Below are 15,839 nucleotides of genomic sequence, written 5' to 3'. Positions count from 1 at the left end.
GCGAAAATACACCATTTCTTAAGCGCCATTACATGCGAAACACTACACTAGCCGCTCCCCGGCGCTACATATTGCCGGGAAATCGGCCAACCTGCTGCCACTATAGTTGGCGTCGGCAGATTGGACCAGTGTGCTTAGAGCCGTTTACGGGGGAATAGTTGCAAAATACATACTTCCCACCAGGCAATCCACTTTATACGCCGCGTGCCCGGTCCAGGTGGAACTGGGTCACAAATACGCTGAACTGCCCCACATCCAGCGCTGCCCGGATATTTTTCATCAGATCCAGGTAGTAATGCAGATTGTGTATCGTATTCAGGCGCGCGCCAAGGATTTCGCCGGTGCGATGCAAATGATGCAAGTAAGCACGCGAAAAATTGCGGCAGGCATAGCAGCCGCAGGTTTCGTCCAGCGGTTTTTCATCGTCCTTGTAGCGGGCATTCTTGATCTTCAGGTCGCCGAAGCGGGTAAACAGCCAGCCGTTGCGGGCGTTACGGGTAGGCATCACGCAATCGAACATGTCGACGCCGTTTTCGACGCCGGCCACCAGGTCTTCCGGCGTGCCTACGCCCATCAGATAGTGCGGCTTGTCGGCCGGCAGGCGCGGGCCGATGTGCTCCAGCACACGCATCATTTCTTCCTTCGGCTCGCCGACCGACAGGCCGCCGATGGCGATGCCATGGAAACCGACATCTTCGAGGCCGGCCAGCGATTCGTCGCGCAGGTTTTCAAACATGCCGCCCTGGACAATGCCGAACAGCGCGTTCGGATTTTCCAGCTGGTCGAACTCGTTCTTGGAACGCTTGGCCCAGCGCAGCGACATGCGCATCGATTGCGCCGCTTCCTCGCTGGTAGCGGGACGGCCGTCGATTTCGTAGGGCGTGCATTCATCGAACTGCATCACGATGTCGGAATTGAGCGATTTCTGGATCTGCATCGACACCTCGGGCGAGAGGAACAGCTTGTCGCCGTTGATCGGCGAAGAAAATTTCACGCCCTCTTCGGTAATCTTGCGCATCGCGCCCAGAGAAAACACCTGGAAGCCGCCGGAATCGGTCAGGACCGGCTTGTCCCAGCCCATGAACTTGTGCAGGCCGTTGAATTTATCGATCACCTCGGTGCCGGGCCGCAGCCATAGATGGAAGGTATTGCCCAGAATGATCTGCGCCTCGATCTCGACCAGCTCCAGCGGCGACATCGCCTTGACCGAGCCGTAAGTGCCGACCGGCATGAAAATCGGCGTTTCAACCGTGCCGTGGTTCAGTTTCAGACGGCCGCGGCGAGCTTTGCCTTCGGTTTTTATCAGGGTAAATTCAAGCATGGATGGTATTTTCAAGAATCAAAATTAAGCGGTATAAGTGAGCAGCATTGCGTCGCCGTAGCTAAAGAAGCGATAGCGCTGGGCGATGGCATGGGCATAGGCGGCACGTATGCGGTCATAGCCGGCAAAAGCCGAGACCAGCATCAGCAAGGTCGATTTCGGCAAATGGAAATTCGTGATCAGGCGGTCCACGGTCTTGAAGCGGTAACCGGGTGTGATGAACAAAGCGGTATCGGCGCTGCCGGCCTGCAAGGCGCCTGACTGCGAAGCCGACTCCAGCGCCCGCAGGCTGGTGGTGCCAACCGCGATCACCTTGCCGCCGGCCGCCTTGGTGCCGCGCACCGCATCCACCGTGGCCTGGCCGATGGTGTACCACTCGCTGTGCATCTTGTGTTCCGCCAGGTTTTCGCTGCGCACCGGCTGGAAGGTGCCGGCGCCTACGTGCAGCGTGACATAAGCGAAGACGATGCCCTTCTGGCGTAGTTGCTCCAGCAATGCCTGGTCAAAATGCAAGCCCGCAGTCGGCGCAGCCACGGCGCCGGCATGCTTGGCGTAGACGGTTTGATAACGGGTCTCATCGAAAGCGTCGGCATCGTGCTCGATATACGGCGGCAGCGGCAGCCGGCCATGGGCATCGATCAAGTCGAACACATTGGCGGGAAACTGCAGCGTATAGAATTCGCCGACCCGCTCGCCCACCGTGACGTCGAAAGCATCGGCCAGGCGGATCCTGGCGCCGGCCGGCGGCGATTTCGAGGCGCGCAGCTGGGCGTGCACGGTACGGTCGTCGACCACCCGCTCGACCAGCACCTCGACCTTGCCGCCGGTTTCCTTGATGCCGAAAAAGCGCGCCTTGAGCACCCGGGTATCGTTAAACACCAGCAGATCGCCGGCATTGAGCTGCTCGACAATGTCAGTGAATTGACGATCTATCAATTGTTCGCCGTCCAGGTGCAGCAGGCGCGAGGCGCTGCGTTCGGCCAAGGGCGTCTGCGCAATCAGTTCTGGCGGCAGGTCGAAATCGTAATCGGAAAGAGAATGCATGCTCGGATAAATAATGAAATAACGCTCGGGTTGCCATTGCAGCCATAGGCTTTACAATGGCAGACGCTGGAAATCCGGACAGGATACCGCGATTGACAAGCAAGCCCGTGAGCAAACCCGCTATTTTACGCCCTGCCGCCGTCCAGCCACCCATTAACAGTCCGATATGCCAGCTCCAAAGCGAAAACCTGCCGCAAAACCTGCCCCCGCCCCAGCCGCGAACACCCGCGCCAGCAAGCTGGAGAAGCTCGGCTTGCGCACCGACATGGACCTGGTTTTGCACCTGCCGCTGCGCTACGAAGACGAAACCGAGGTCGTCACCATCCGCCAGGCAGGCATGATGGGCGCCAGCATCGCCCAGGTAGAAGGGGTGGTCAGTTCTTGCGAGATCCAGTACCGGCCGCGGCGCCAGCTGATCGTCACGATCGCCGACGACAGCGGCCAGCTGGTGATGCGCTTCCTGAACTTCTACGGCAGCCAGACCAAACAGCTGGCGGTCGGCACCCGGGTTCGCGCGCGCGGTGAAATCCGCCATGGCTTTTTCGGCGCCGAGGTGGTCCATCCGAATTATAAGGTGGTGCTGGAAGGGGCGCCGCTGCCCGAGGTGCTGACGCCGGTGTATCCGGCTGGCGAGGGGCTGTCGCAGATATTCCTGCGCAAGGCGATCGCTGACGCCATGCAGCGCGTCGAATGGCGCGATACCTTGTCGCCGGCGCAGCTGGCGGCGCAGCAGCTCAGCCCGTTCGAAGACGCCGTGCGCCTGCTACACAACCCTCCGCCCGAAGTCGATGAACACGCGCTGGAAGACCGTTCGCATCCAGCCTGGGTCAGGATGAAGTTCGACGAGCTGCTGGCCCAGCAGCTGTCTTTGAAACGCGCCCAGGTTGCGCGCCGCGCCAAGAATGCGCGGGCCTTGCCGCTGGTCGGGCAATTGTCGGCGGCCTTCCTCGCTACCTTGCCGTTTACCTTGACCAAGGCGCAGCAACGGGTGGTGGCTGAGATCAGCGAAGACTTGCGCGCCTCGTTCCCGATGCAGCGCCTGCTGCAAGGCGATGTCGGCAGCGGCAAGACCGTGGTGGCGGCGCTGGCGGCGGCCCAGGCCATCGACAGCGGCTACCAGGCGGTGCTGATGGCGCCCACCGAAATCCTGGCCGACCAGCATTTCCGCAAGATCGCCGCCTGGATGGAGCCGCTCGGAGTGCAGGTCGCCTGGCTCACCGGCAGCCTGAAAAAGAAGGAAAAACTGGCGGCGCAAGCCATGATCGAATCCGGCGCGGCGCAGCTGGTGATCGGCACCCACGCCCTGATACAGGACAGCGTGCAGTTCGCCAAGCTGGGGCTGGTGATCGTCGATGAACAGCACCGCTTCGGCGTCGGCCAGCGGCTGGCGCTGCGCAACAAGACCACTTCCGAGAACGGCGGCGGCGAAGCAGCGGCGGCGGCGAAAACCGAGGCGACGGTGCCGCATCAGCTGATGATGAGCGCCACGCCGATTCCGCGCACTCTGGCGATGACTTATTACGCCGACCTGGAAATCTCTGTGATCGACGAATTGCCGCCCGGCCGCACGCCTATCGTCACCCGCGCGGTCGACCAGATAAGGCGCGACGAAGTGATCGCGCGCGTCCACGCCGCCGTGCTGGAAGGCCGCCAGGCTTACTGGGTCTGTCCGCTGATCGAAGAATCGGAAGCCTTGCAGCTGCAGACCGCGAGCGAGACCTATGCCATGCTGGCGGAAGCGCTGCCCGACCTGCGCGTCGGCCTGGTGCATGGCCGCCTCAAGCAGGCCGAGAAGCAGGAAGTGATGGATGCCTTCAGCGCCGGCGAATGCCATGTGCTGGTGGCCACCACCGTGATTGAAGTCGGGGTCGATGTGCCGAACGCTTCGCTGATGGTGATCGAGCATGCGGAACGCTTCGGCCTGTCGCAGCTGCACCAGCTGCGCGGCCGGGTTGGACGCGGTTCCGCAGCAAGCGTATGCTTACTTTTATATCAATCCCCGCTCGGCCAGATCGCCAAGCAGCGCTTGATGACCATGCGCGAAACCACCGACGGTTTTGAAATCGCCCGGCGCGACCTGGAAATCCGCGGTCCCGGCGAATTCCTTGGCGCACGGCAGTCGGGCCAGGCCATGCTGCGCTTCGCCGACCTGATGACCGACCAATGGCTGGTCGACCGTGCGCGCGAACTGGCGCATACGCTGCTGCAGGAACCGACGCCGGCCAACAACGCCACCGTCAGCGCCCACCTGGCGCGCTGGCTGGGCGAGCGGGAAGACTTTCTCAAGGTGTAGCGGAGGCTGCGTTTGCAGCAAGGATTACCAGAGTGCAGGAACGGCATTCAAACACGGAGATACATCCTCTCTTAAAAAATATGCGAAGATAACAACATGACTCTGACCGAACTCAAATATATCGTCGCGGTAGCGCGCGTAAAGCACTTTGGCCATGCCGCGGAAGCCTGCTTCGTCGCGCAACCGACTCTCTCCGTCGCGATCAAGAAGCTGGAAGACGAGCTGGGCGTGGTGATCTTCGAAAGAGGCGGCACCGAGATTTCGGTGACGCCGCTGGGCGCGCAGATCGTGGCGCAGGCGGAACGGGTGCTGGAGCAGACCGCCACCATCCGCGAAATCGCCAACCAGAACAAGGATCCGCTGGCCGGACCGCTGCGCCTCGGCATCATCTACACCGTCGGCCCCTACCTGCTGCCGCCGCTGGTGAAAACCATGATCGAGCAAGTGCCGCAGATGCCGCTGGTGCTGCAGGAAAATTTCACCGTGCGCCTGCTGGAGCTGCTGCGCCAAGGCGAACTGGACGCCGCCATCATCGCCCTGCCGTTTCCCGAGCACGGCCTGATGGTGCAGCCGCTGTACGACGAACCGTTCGTGGTAGCGCTGCCCAAGCACCATGCCTGGGCCGAGCGCGCCAGCATCAGCGCCCAGGACCTGAAATCGGAAACCATGCTGTTGCTGGGCAACGGCCATTGCTTCCGCGACCAGGTGCTGGAAGTATGTCCCGAAATGTCGCGCTTCTCGACCGCCGGCGACGGCATCGCCCGCACCTTTGAAGGCTCTTCGCTGGAAACCATACGCCACATGGTGGCTTCCGGCATCGGCATCACCGTGCTGCCGCAAGCGTCCGTGCCCGACCTCGACGCCAAGGACGGCATGCTGCGCTATGTGCCGTTTACCGCGCCGGGGCCGTCGCGCCGCGTCGTTATTGTCTGGCGCAAGAGCTTTACCCGCCACGCCGCCATCGAAGCAGTGCAGAAGGCCGTGCTGGCCTGCGGCCTGAAAGGCGTGAGCCTGCTGCATGACGCGCTAGCCGTCGAAGGCTGAACCGGCGCGCAAGCGCCGGCCGCCGTCTTCAGCGAGACCTTTTAGAGGTCTCTTTTTTTGTTTATCCAGTCCGCAACAGATCGCCATGAATCGCCTCAAACTCTATTTCCAGCTGGTCCGCCTGAACAAACCCATCGGCATCCTGCTGCTGCTGTGGCCCACCCTGGCCGCCCTGTGGCTTGCCGCCGGCGGCAAGCCGGCCTGGACGCTGGTGGCGATCTTCTGCGCCGGCACCGTGCTGATGCGTTCGGCCGGCTGCGCCATCAACGATTTCGCTGACCGCGACTTCGACAAGCATGTCAAACGCACCGCCGAACGGCCGCTCACCAGCGGCAAGATCGCCGCCTGGGAAGCCGTCATGGTGGCGGTGCTGCTGACCTTGGCGTCGCTGCTGCTGATCCTGCCGCTCAACGCGCTGACCAAGGAATTGTCGGTGATCGCGGTGATCGTCGCCGGCAGCTATCCCTACTTCAAGCGCTTCTTCGCGATTCCGCAGGCCTACCTCGGCATCGCCTTCGGCTTCGGCATCCCGATGGGCTTTGCAGCGGTACAGGGGATCGTGCCGGCGGCGGCGTGGCTGCTGCTGGTCGCCAATGTGTTCTGGGCGGTGGCTTACGATACCGAATACGCCATGGTCGACCGCGACGACGACCTCAAGATCGGCATCCGCACCTCAGCGATCACTTTCGGCCGCTACGACGTGCTGGCGATCATGCTTTGTTATGCGGCCAGTTTGGGTTTAGTATTTGCTGTAGGCTGGCAGTATGGCCTGCGCGGCTGGTTCAGCGCCGGCATGCTGCTGGCGGCCGCTTGCGCGCTTTATCACTACCGCCTGATCCGCAGCCGCGACCGGGACGGCTGCTTTGCCGCTTTCCGCCACAACAACTGGCTGGGGGCGGCGGTATTTGCCGGCATTGCGCTGGACTACGCCCTGCGCTGAGAACCCTGCGTCATTTTGTGTGATACATTAGGCAACATCTTTCCCCGCAATCCACATTGAAGAGGCAAACATGGCTACTACCGACAACGTAAAAGAGATGCGCGACAATCTGGCAGGCGAACTCAAATCGGTCATCAAGGACGCAGAAAACCTGCTCGACGACACCCAGGACCACGCTGAAACCAAGTACAACCAGGCGCGCGCAAAACTGAAAGCGGCGCTGGAAACAGCCAAATCGGAATTGCCGAAAGCAACCAAGAAAGCGGTGGAAAAGACCAGGCACGCTGCCCACGTGACCGACGAATATGTTGGCGACAATCCATGGAAGGCAGTCAGCGTGGCTGCTGTCATCGGCTTGCTGGCCGGCCTGGCGATCGGCCGCAACAGATAAGACCTGCAGCCGTCAGCAGTCCTCCCTAAAAAACAGGGCCCATCGTTTTACGATCGGCCCTGTTTTTTCAACCCTGGCGTTACTTGCAGATCAATCGCGCCCGAACTCGTCGCCCAGTTCCTGCCCGCGCGCCGCAGCCGCCTTGATGGCGTTGACGATGGCCTGCCTGACGCCGGCATTTTCCATGCTGGTCAGCGCGGCGTAGGTAGTGCCGCCTTTCGAGGTTACGCGCTCGCGCAGCAGGGCAACCGGCTCCGCCGATTGCGCCGCCAGCTGCGCCGCGCCGGTAAACGTCGCCTTGGCCAGCTCGATGCCCTGCTCTGCGGTCAGCCCCAGCTCCTGGGCCGCCTGCTGCATCGCTTCGATGAAATAGAACACATAGGCCGGGCCGCTGCCCGACACCGCCGTCACTGCATCGATCTTTGTTTCATCGTCCAGCCAGACCGTGGCGCCCACCGCCTGCATGATCAGGTCGGCGGTTTCGCGCTGCTGCGGCGATACGCCCGCGCCGGCGACCATGCCGGTAATGCCCTTGCCGATCAGCGCCGGCGTATTCGGCATGCAGCGCACGATGACGTCATGGCCGCCCAGCCAGCGCGACATGTCGGCAGCGCGGATGCCGGCGGCGATCGACAGCACCATTTGCGTAGTGAGATAGGGCCGCAGCTGGCCGATCACCTGTTTCATCTGCTGCGGCTTGACCGCCAGCACAATGACGTCGCTGACGCTGACCATGGCGTCAATCTCGCTGGCCGGCGTGACGCCGAAGCGCTGCGTCAAACCCTGCAAGGCCTCCAGGTTGGGATCGATGACATGGATATTGCCGCCGTCGGTGACCTTGCCTGCCAGGCCGCCGATCAGTGCGGCGGCCATATTGCCGCCGCCGATGAAACTGATGTTCAACTGTTTTTTCATGTTCATGATTGAATGGTCCGCTCACGTTGTCCAAAAATTGCACTGCCGACGCGCACGATGGTGGCGCCTTCTTCGATCGCCACCGCCATGTCGGCCGACATGCCCATCGATAAAGTATCCAGCTGCGCGGCATGCTCTGGCAGCCCGGCTTGCAATTGCAGCAGCAATTCGCGCGTCCGGCGGAATGCCGCATGCTGTCTCTGCAGGTCCTCGGTTGGCTCGGGAATGGCCATCAGGCCGCGCAATACCAGCCGCGGCAATCCGATGATAGCGCGCGCCGCGTCCAGCACCTGGTCCGGCGCCATGCCGCTCTTGCTGGCTTCCCCGCTGATATTCACCTGCAGGCAGATATTCAGCGGCGGCAGGTGCGGCGGCCGCTGCTCGGACAGGCGCTGGGCGATTTTTTCGCGCTCGACGGTATGGACCCAGGCAAAATTTTCCGCGATCGGGCGCGTCTTGTTGCTTTGGATCGGACCGATGAAGTGCCATTCCAGCAAGGTCTCGGCCGCGGAACCGCGCTCAGCCTGCAGCGCGAGATCGACTGCCGCCATCTTGGCCACGGCTTCCTGCAGATAGTTTTCGCCAAAGGCGCGCTGGCCGGCAGCGATTGCCTCCAGCACCATGTCGGCGCCAAAGGTCTTGGACACCGCCAGCAAGGCGACACTGTCAGGCCGGCGCGACACCGCAGCGGCGGCAGCCTGAATACTGGCATGGACGGCTTGCAACTTCTGGGACATTAAGGACATAATCGGAGACTTTGGAAATTGCCGCAAAGAACTACTAAGTTGTACCACCAAACGCTGGCAGTTGGCATGTTTGGAAACTTTTTTCAGGATTTTGCCGCTGGCGAGATCGGGAAGAAAGCGCTACAAGGTAGCATGCGGCTCCAAAGATGCCTTTCAACAAACAAAATTCAGCACAGGGATTATAAATGGACATTTCCGAACTTCTGGCATTTTCGGTGAAGAATAAGGCATCCGATTTGCATCTATCCGCAGGCTTGCCGCCGATGATCCGGGTTCATGGAGATGTGCGCCGCATCAACCTGCCGCCGCTCGAGCACAAAGACGTGCACTCGATGATCTATGACATCATGAACGACGGCCAGCGCAAGGCTTATGAAGAACACCTGGAATGCGATTTCTCGTTCGAAATCCCGGGCCTGGCGCGCTTCCGCGTCAACGCCTTCAACCAGGACCGCGGCGCCGCCGCCGTATTGCGGACCATTCCGTCCACCGTGCTGACGCTGGAACAGCTCAACGCGCCGCGCATCTTCGCCGAACTTGCACTCAAGCCGCGCGGCCTGGTGCTGGTCACCGGCCCGACCGGCTCCGGCAAATCGACCACGCTGGCGGCGATGGTGAACCACGTCAATGAAAACGAATACGCCCATATCCTGACCATCGAAGATCCGATCGAATTCGTCCATCAGTCCAACAAGTGCCTGATCAACCAGCGCGAAGTCGGTCCGCATACCCATTCGTTCAGCAATGCGCTGCGCTCCGCCTTGCGGGAAGATCCGGACGTGATCCTGGTCGGCGAGCTGCGCGACCTGGAGACCATCCGCCTGGCCATGACTGCCGCTGAAACCGGTCACCTGGTGTTCGGCACCTTGCACACTTCGTCCGCCGCCAAAACCATCGACCGTATCGTCGACGTCTTCCCGGCGGAAGAAAAAGAAATGGTGCGCGCCATGCTGTCGGAATCGCTGCAGGCGGTGATTTCGCAAAGCCTGCTGAAAACCAAGGATGGCTCCGGCCGCGTCGCCGCCCACGAAATCATGCTGGGCACGCCGGCGATCCGCAACCTGATCCGCGAAAGCAAGATCGCCCAGATGTATTCGGCGATCCAGACCGGCAGCAACATGGGCATGCAAACCCTGGACAGCAACCTGACCGATCTGGTCAAGCGCAACGTGATTTCGCTGGCGACAGCGCGCGCCGCGGCCAAGTCGCCCGATAATTTCCCGGGCTAAAAAAAAGCAGCGGCAAGCGGCGCTGGCCGTCCGTTGCAGCCGCCGCGCAATGTAACTGAAAAAGGCGGATGATGTGTCATGCAGTACGCGCCCATCCACCCGCCGCCCTAATACTGTTATTGTTTTACTAGGATAGACATGGAACGAGATCAAGCAACCAAATTCATGCACGACCTGTTGCGCCTGATGGTCAGCAAGCGCGGCTCCGATCTGTTCATCACCGCAGACTTCCCGCCGGCCTTCAAGATCGACGGCAAGATCACGCCGGTCTCGAACCAGGCGCTGACTGCTGTCCACACGCTGGAACTGGCGCGCGCCATCATGAGCGACAAACAGGCGGCGGATTTCGAAGAAACCAAGGAATGCAATTTCGCCATCAGCCCGGGCGGCCTCGGGCGTTTCCGCGCTTCCGCCTTCATCCAGCAGGGCCGGGTCGGCATGGTATTGCGGACCATCACCACCGACATCCCGAAATTCGAAGACCTGGGCCTGCCTCCTACGCTCAAGGAAGTGGCCATGACCAAGCGCGGCCTGGTGATCATGGTCGGCGCTACCGGCTCCGGCAAATCGACCACGCTGGCGGCGATGATCGGCTACCGCAATGAAAACAGCTACGGCCACATCATCACGATTGAAGATCCGGTGGAATACATCCACCCCCACAAGAACTGCATCGTGACCCAGCGCGAAGTCGGCGTCGATACGGAAAACTGGGGCGTGGCCCTGAAGAACACCTTGCGCCAGGCGCCGGACGTGATCCTGATCGGCGAAATCCGCGACCGCGAAACCATGGACTACGCCATCGCCTTCGCCGAAACCGGCCACCTGTGCCTGGCTACGCTGCATGCCAACAGCTCCAACCAGGCGCTCGACCGCATCATCAACTTCTTCCCGGAAGAACGCCGGCCGCAGCTGCTGATGGACTTGTCGCTCAACCTGAAAGGCATCGTCTCGCAGCGCCTGGTACCATTGAAAACGGTGAAGGGACGCGCGGTTGCGGTTGAGATCATGCTGAATTCGCCGCTGATTTCCGACTTGATCTTCAAGGGCGACGTCCATGAAATCAAGGAAATCATGAAGAAGTCGCGCGAGCTCGGCATGCAGACTTTCGACCAGGCCCTGTTCGATTTGTACGAAGACGATAAAATCAGCTATGAAGATGCTTTGCGCAATGCCGATTCGGTCAACGACCTGCGGCTTTCCATCAAACTGCGCGGCAAGGACGCAAAAGACCGCGACCTCTCTGCCGGCACTGAACATCTGGGGATAGTATGAGCAAGGACACTAGCGGCACGAAGATCTACGACTTTACCGTCAATCAGCTGGACGGCAAGCCCAGCTCGCTGGAGGCTTACCGCGGCAAGGTGCTGCTGATCGTGAACACCGCCAGCAACTGCGGCTTCACGCCGCAGTACAAGGGCCTGGAAGAGGTTTACCAGAAATACCATGCGCAAGGTTTTGAAGTGCTGGGATTTCCCTGCAATCAGTTTGGCGCACAGGAACCTGGGACTGCCGAAGAGATCGGCGCTTTTTGCGAGAAGAACTACGGCGTCACTTTTCCCTTGTTCGAGAAAATCGACGTCAACGGCGACCACGCCGCGCCGCTCTATCAGCATCTGAAAAGCGCTGCGCCCGGCTTGCTGGGCAGCGAAGGCATCAAGTGGAATTTCACCAAGTTCCTGGTGGACAAGGACGGCGCGATCGTCGACCGCTTTGCGCCGCAAACCAAACCGGAATCGCTGGCAGCCGATATAGAAAAACTGCTGGGATAAAAAAAAACAGCCTGGGCCAGAATTATCTGGCCCAGGCTGTTTTTTTACCGCATCCGTGCTTCCTCTTAGTGCGCCATCTGCAGGCCGTACACCAGCGCCGCCAGCACCCCGCCGCAAATCGAACCGACCACCGGCACCAGGGCATAACCCCAGTCGCTGTCGCGCTTGCCTGGAATCGGCAGCAGCGCATGCATCAGGCGCGGCCCCAGATCGCGGGCAGGATTGATCGCATAGCCGGTAGTGCCGCCCAGCGATACGCCGATGCTCATCACCAGCAAGGCCACCGGCAGCGCATCCAGCGCGCCCAGGCCCATCTTCGGCGACGCGATATTCAACACGCAGTACACCAGCACGAAGGTACCGACCACTTCCGAGACGACATTGCCGAATTTATTGCGGATCGCCGGCGCCGTGCAGAATGCCGCCAGCTTGAGATTGCCGTCAGTGGTTTCGGCGAAGTGATTGCGATACACCAGCCACACCAGGAAGGCGCCCATCATGCCGCCCAGCATTTGCGATGCGATATAGGCAGGCACGCTGCCCCAGGCAAACTTGCCGGCCACCGCCAGCGCCAGCGTCACCGCCGGATTCAGGTGGGCGCCGCTGGACGAAGCCGCGACGAACACGCCGACAAACACCGCCATCGCCCAGCCGACGGTGATCACGATCAGGCCGCTGCCGTGGCCGTGGGTTTTACTCAAGAGAACATTGGCAACCACACCGTTGCCAAGCAGGACAATCAGGGCGGTGCCCACGAATTCAGCCAAATAAGGAGTCATGACAAACTCTTTCGGAAATAGGATATAGGAAGAACCGGGAAGCAGATGCCGATCCGCTTCCCATGCATCGGCTCTGGGTCAGATCAGGAGTTCGCCCACACCGTGGCGGCGGCAATCGCCCGCTGCCAGCCCTTGATGTTGGCCTGCACTTCGGCGGCCGGCATGGCCGGCTTGAAGCGCTGGTCGAGCTGCCACTGTCCTTGCACGTCGTCGGTGCTGCTCCAGTATCCGACTGCCAGGCCGGCCAGGTAGGCTGCGCCGAGTGCGGTCGTTTCCGTGACCTTTGGACGGACCACGTCGACGCCGAGCATGTCCGACTGGAATTGCATCAGCAGGTTATTCGCCGTGGCGCCGCCATCGACGCGCAGTTCCGGAATCACGATACCGGCATCGGCTTCCATCGCCTTCAGCACATCCATGGTCTGGTAGGCGATGCTGTCGAGCGCTGCACGCGCGTAGTGCGCGGCAGTGGTGCCGCGGGTGACGCCGAAGACCGTGCCGCGCGCATGCGGATTCCAGTGCGGCGCGCCGAGACCGGCAAACGCAGGGACCAGATATACGCCGTCGGTGTTCTGGACGCTGCGCGCCAGCGCTTCGACTTCGTTGGAAGTCTTGATGATGCCGAGGCCGTCGCGCAGCCATTGCACCACCGCGCCGCCGATGAAGATGCTGCCTTCCAGCGCGTAGCTGACCTCGCCGCCGATCTTCCAGGCCACCGTGGTCAGCAGATTATTCTTCGAGATGATCGGCTTGGCGCCGGTATTCATCATCATGAAACAGCCGGTGCCATAGGTATTCTTGACCATGCCCGGTTGTGTGCACATCTGCCCGAACAGCGCCGCCTGCTGGTCGCCGGCGATCCCGGCAATGGGAATTTCCGAACCGAAACCGGAAATTTCTGTATGGCCGTAGGTCTCGCTCGAGGAGCATACTTCCGGCAGCATGCTGCGCGGGACACCCATGATATCGAGCAGTTCGTCATCCCATTGCATCGTATGGATATTGAACAGCATGGTGCGCGACGCATTCGAGACATCGGTCACATAACGCTTGCCGCGCGTCATGTTCCACACCAGCCAGGTATCCACGGTACCGAAGGCAAGGCGTCCCTGATTGGCAAGCTGGCGCGCGCCTTCGACGTTTTCCAGTATCCAGCGGATCTTGGTGGCGGAAAAATACGAATCCACCAGCAGGCCGGTCTTTTGACGGATGGTCTCCGCCAGGCCGCGTGTTTTAAGCTCATCGCAGAATGCAGCGGTGCGACGGTCCTGCCAGACGATGGCGTTGTAGATCGCCTTGCCGCTTTCACGGTCCCAGACGATGGTGGTTTCACGCTGGTTGGTAATGCCGATAGCCGCAACCGAGGTGCCGTTCAAACCGACCTTGGTCAACGCTTCGGCGGCGACGCCGGCCTGAGTCGACCAGATCTCCTGCGGATCATGCTCTACCCAGCCCGGCTGCGGATAAATCTGGCGGAATTCTTTCTGGGCGGAAGAAACGATATTGCCCTGGCGATCGAACAGGATGGCGCGCGAGCTGGTAGTCCCTTGATCCAGGGCTAAAATGTATTTATCTTTCAACTTGTCTACTCCAAGGTTGGGAAATCCGCGTATGCGGATCGGGCGACTTTGATCCGGCAAAGCCGCCGGATCCGTCTGTTTTATATGCCGGCTGCGCAAGCAGTACTGCTGCCTGCAGCGCCGGGGCAATACCGGGGTGAATCGTCAGGCTCGCATCGCGACAACCGGCGCCTGCATTTGCGCCTGCTCCTGCAGCCACGTACGCAGCCTGCCTACAGCTACAGCATCAAGGCGCAATCCCAGCTTGGAACGACGCCACAGAATATCTTCCACCGTCAAAGCCCATTCATTGCGCATCAGGTAGCGCACTTCCGCTTCATACAGATCGCCGCCGAACAGTTCGCCCAGCGCGGCGACGTCGTGGATGCCGTCCAGCAGGCGCGCCGCGCGGGTGCCGTAGGCGCGCGCATAGCGGGTCGCCAGCGAGGCTGGGAGCCAGGCATGGCGCTGCAGGAAAATCCGCAGGAACTCTGCAAAGTCGGCGTTGGCGATATCGCCGCCCGGCAGCGGTTCGTGCGCGGTCCAGTGCGATTTCATATAGCCGAACAGCGGCTGCAGATGTTCCATCGCTTCTTCCGCCAGACGGCGGTAAGTGGTGATCTTGCCGCCGAATACCGACAGCACCGGCGCCAGGCCGGGTTCGTTTCTCAGTTCCAGCTTGTAGTCGCGAGTGACGGCGGACGGATTGGCGACTTCTTCTTCCAGCAGAGGACGCACGCCCGCGTACGACCACACTACTTGCTGCGGCGTCACCGTCATTTCGAAATAGCGGTTCACGGATTCGCACAGATAGGCGGTTTCTTCCTCTGAAATCCCGACCTGGCTCGGATCGCCGCTGTATTCCACGTCGGTGGTGCCGATCAGCGTAAAGTCGTTTTCGTAGGGAATCGCAAAGACGATGCGCTTGTCCGGATTCTGCAAAATGTAGGCGTGGTCATGATCGAACAAGCGCTTGGTGACGATGTGGCTGCCCTTGACCAGGCGGACGTGATGCTGCGCAGGCGTATTCAGGGCGCCGTTCAAAAGGCTGCCTACCCATGGACCGGCGGCGTTGACGATGCAGCGCGCCCGCACCTCGCTGGTCTCGCCGGTCTCGGTCGACAACAGGGTGGCGTCCCAGTACTGGCTGCCTTGCCGTGCCTGGATCATGCGGGTCCGGGTGAGGATGGTGGCGCCGCGCTCCTTGGCGTCCATGGCGTTAAGCACCACTAGGCGCGCGTCCTGCACCCAGGCGTCGGAATAGACGAAGCCCTTGGTCAGGGATTTCTTGAGCGGCGCACCGGCCACGTGCTTGCGGAAATCGATAGTGCGTGAGCCCTCCAGCAATTCACGCTTGCTGAGGTTGTCGTATAAGAACAGGCCGGCGCGTATCATCCAGGCCGGCCGCAAGCTCGGCACATGCGGCATGACGAAGCGCAGCGGCCCGATGATATGCGGCGCCATGCGCAGCAGCTGCTCGCGTTCCTGCAGAGCCTTGCGCACCAGGCTGAATTCGTATTGTTCAAGGTAACGCAGGCCGCCGTGGATCAGCTTGGAGCTGGCGGAAGAAGTGTGCGAAGCCAGGTCGTCCTGTTCGCAAAGCAACACGCTGAGGCCGCGGCCGACCGCATCGCGCGCAATCCCGGCGCCGTTAACGCCGCCGCCCACTACCAGCAAATCTACAATTTCACCTGATGCCACAGCTATCTCCTTGTGTCGGTAACGCACTCATCGGACAAACACTTTATTGCCAATTGGCAAAGTCAGCATGTTTGCAATGTCACCGCACATCATAGAATATTTATA

The 15,839-nt window shown here is 60.9% G+C and carries 14 protein-coding genes; 7 read left to right on the top strand and 7 right to left on the bottom strand.

Features of this window, described 5'->3' with window-relative positions; all coding sequences use genetic code 11:
- Positions 1 to 193 precede the first annotated feature (193 nt).
- Both tgt and queA read right to left on the bottom strand, forming a co-directional pair.
- Positions 194 to 1,321: a tRNA guanosine(34) transglycosylase Tgt gene (tgt, locus tag KHU30_RS22320; RefSeq protein ID WP_211444811.1), complete on the bottom strand. Its 1,128-nt coding sequence runs from the start codon at positions 1,319 to 1,321 to the stop codon at positions 194 to 196.
- Between the two features lie 24 nt (positions 1,322 to 1,345).
- A complete protein-coding gene (queA, locus tag KHU30_RS22315; protein ID WP_211444810.1) occupies positions 1,346 to 2,365 on the bottom strand; it encodes a tRNA preQ1(34) S-adenosylmethionine ribosyltransferase-isomerase QueA in 1,020 nt (339 codons plus the stop codon).
- A gap of 166 nt (positions 2,366 to 2,531) precedes the next feature.
- Here queA and recG point away from each other — a divergent pair, with 166 nt between their 5' ends.
- The 4 genes from recG (at position 2,532) to KHU30_RS22295 (ending at position 7,033) form a co-directional block, all read left to right on the top strand.
- A complete protein-coding gene (gene recG, locus KHU30_RS22310) occupies positions 2,532 to 4,658 on the top strand; it encodes an ATP-dependent DNA helicase RecG (protein WP_211444809.1) in 2,127 nt (708 codons plus the stop codon).
- Positions 4,659 to 4,754: 96 nt separating this feature from the next.
- Positions 4,755 to 5,702 (top strand): LysR substrate-binding domain-containing protein, encoded by a 948-nt coding sequence (locus tag KHU30_RS22305; protein WP_211444808.1) that lies wholly within the window; start codon positions 4,755 to 4,757, stop codon positions 5,700 to 5,702.
- Positions 5,703 to 5,787: 85 nt separating this feature from the next.
- Positions 5,788 to 6,642, top strand: a complete 855-nt coding sequence (gene ubiA, locus KHU30_RS22300) for a 4-hydroxybenzoate octaprenyltransferase (RefSeq protein WP_211444807.1) — start codon at positions 5,788 to 5,790, stop codon at positions 6,640 to 6,642.
- A 70-nt stretch (positions 6,643 to 6,712) separates the two neighbouring features.
- Complete coding sequence (locus KHU30_RS22295; RefSeq protein ID WP_211444806.1) at positions 6,713 to 7,033, top strand: DUF883 family protein; 321 nt, start codon at positions 6,713 to 6,715, stop codon at positions 7,031 to 7,033.
- Between the two features lie 90 nt (positions 7,034 to 7,123).
- Here the strand turns inward: KHU30_RS22295 and proC are convergent, their stop codons facing one another.
- Positions 7,124 to 7,948: a pyrroline-5-carboxylate reductase gene (gene proC / locus KHU30_RS22290; protein WP_211444892.1), complete on the bottom strand. Its 825-nt coding sequence runs from the start codon at positions 7,946 to 7,948 to the stop codon at positions 7,124 to 7,126.
- 2 nt (positions 7,949 to 7,950) lie between these two features.
- Entirely contained in the window at positions 7,951 to 8,694 is a 744-nt protein-coding gene (locus tag KHU30_RS22285) for a YggS family pyridoxal phosphate-dependent enzyme (protein ID WP_211444805.1), read from the bottom strand.
- 185 nt (positions 8,695 to 8,879) lie between these two features.
- Here KHU30_RS22285 and KHU30_RS22280 point away from each other — a divergent pair, with 185 nt between their 5' ends.
- The 3 genes from KHU30_RS22280 to KHU30_RS22270 all read left to right on the top strand — a co-directional run bounded on the left by KHU30_RS22280 (position 8,880) and on the right by KHU30_RS22270 (position 11,695).
- Positions 8,880 to 9,923 carry a type IV pilus twitching motility protein PilT gene (locus KHU30_RS22280; protein ID WP_211444804.1) on the top strand — a complete coding sequence of 348 codons (1,044 nt, stop codon included), beginning with the start codon at positions 8,880 to 8,882 and terminating at the stop codon, positions 9,921 to 9,923.
- 138 nt (positions 9,924 to 10,061) lie between these two features.
- On the top strand, positions 10,062 to 11,198 hold the full coding sequence (locus tag KHU30_RS22275) for a PilT/PilU family type 4a pilus ATPase (protein ID WP_211444803.1): 1,137 nt from the start codon (positions 10,062 to 10,064) through the stop codon (positions 11,196 to 11,198).
- Positions 11,195 to 11,695 carry a glutathione peroxidase gene (locus KHU30_RS22270; protein WP_211444802.1) on the top strand — a complete coding sequence of 167 codons (501 nt, stop codon included), beginning with the start codon at positions 11,195 to 11,197 and terminating at the stop codon, positions 11,693 to 11,695. The genes KHU30_RS22275 and KHU30_RS22270 overlap by 4 nt, the downstream gene beginning before the upstream one ends.
- Positions 11,696 to 11,760: 65 nt before the next feature.
- Here the strand turns inward: KHU30_RS22270 and KHU30_RS22265 are convergent, their stop codons facing one another.
- The 3 genes from KHU30_RS22265 to glpD form a co-directional block, all read right to left on the bottom strand.
- Positions 11,761 to 12,474, bottom strand: a complete 714-nt coding sequence (locus tag KHU30_RS22265) for an MIP/aquaporin family protein (RefSeq protein WP_211444801.1) — start codon at positions 12,472 to 12,474, stop codon at positions 11,761 to 11,763.
- Between the two features lie 83 nt (positions 12,475 to 12,557).
- The gene (gene glpK / locus KHU30_RS22260) at positions 12,558 to 14,054 is read right to left on the bottom strand and encodes a glycerol kinase GlpK (RefSeq protein WP_211444800.1); all 1,497 of its coding nucleotides are present in this window, start codon (positions 14,052 to 14,054) and stop codon (positions 12,558 to 12,560) included.
- Between the two features lie 144 nt (positions 14,055 to 14,198).
- Positions 14,199 to 15,734 (bottom strand): glycerol-3-phosphate dehydrogenase, encoded by a 1,536-nt coding sequence (gene glpD / locus KHU30_RS22255; RefSeq protein ID WP_329956709.1) that lies wholly within the window; start codon positions 15,732 to 15,734, stop codon positions 14,199 to 14,201.
- Between the last annotated feature and the right edge of the window lie 105 nt (positions 15,735 to 15,839).

This window comes from Collimonas humicola (genome assembly GCF_018304945.1).
GTDB classification, from domain to species: Bacteria; Pseudomonadota; Gammaproteobacteria; order Burkholderiales; family Burkholderiaceae_D; genus Collimonas; species Collimonas humicola.
The sequence above is the reverse complement of the archived record's forward strand: the minus strand, read 5'-3'. Positions and strand labels throughout refer to the sequence as shown.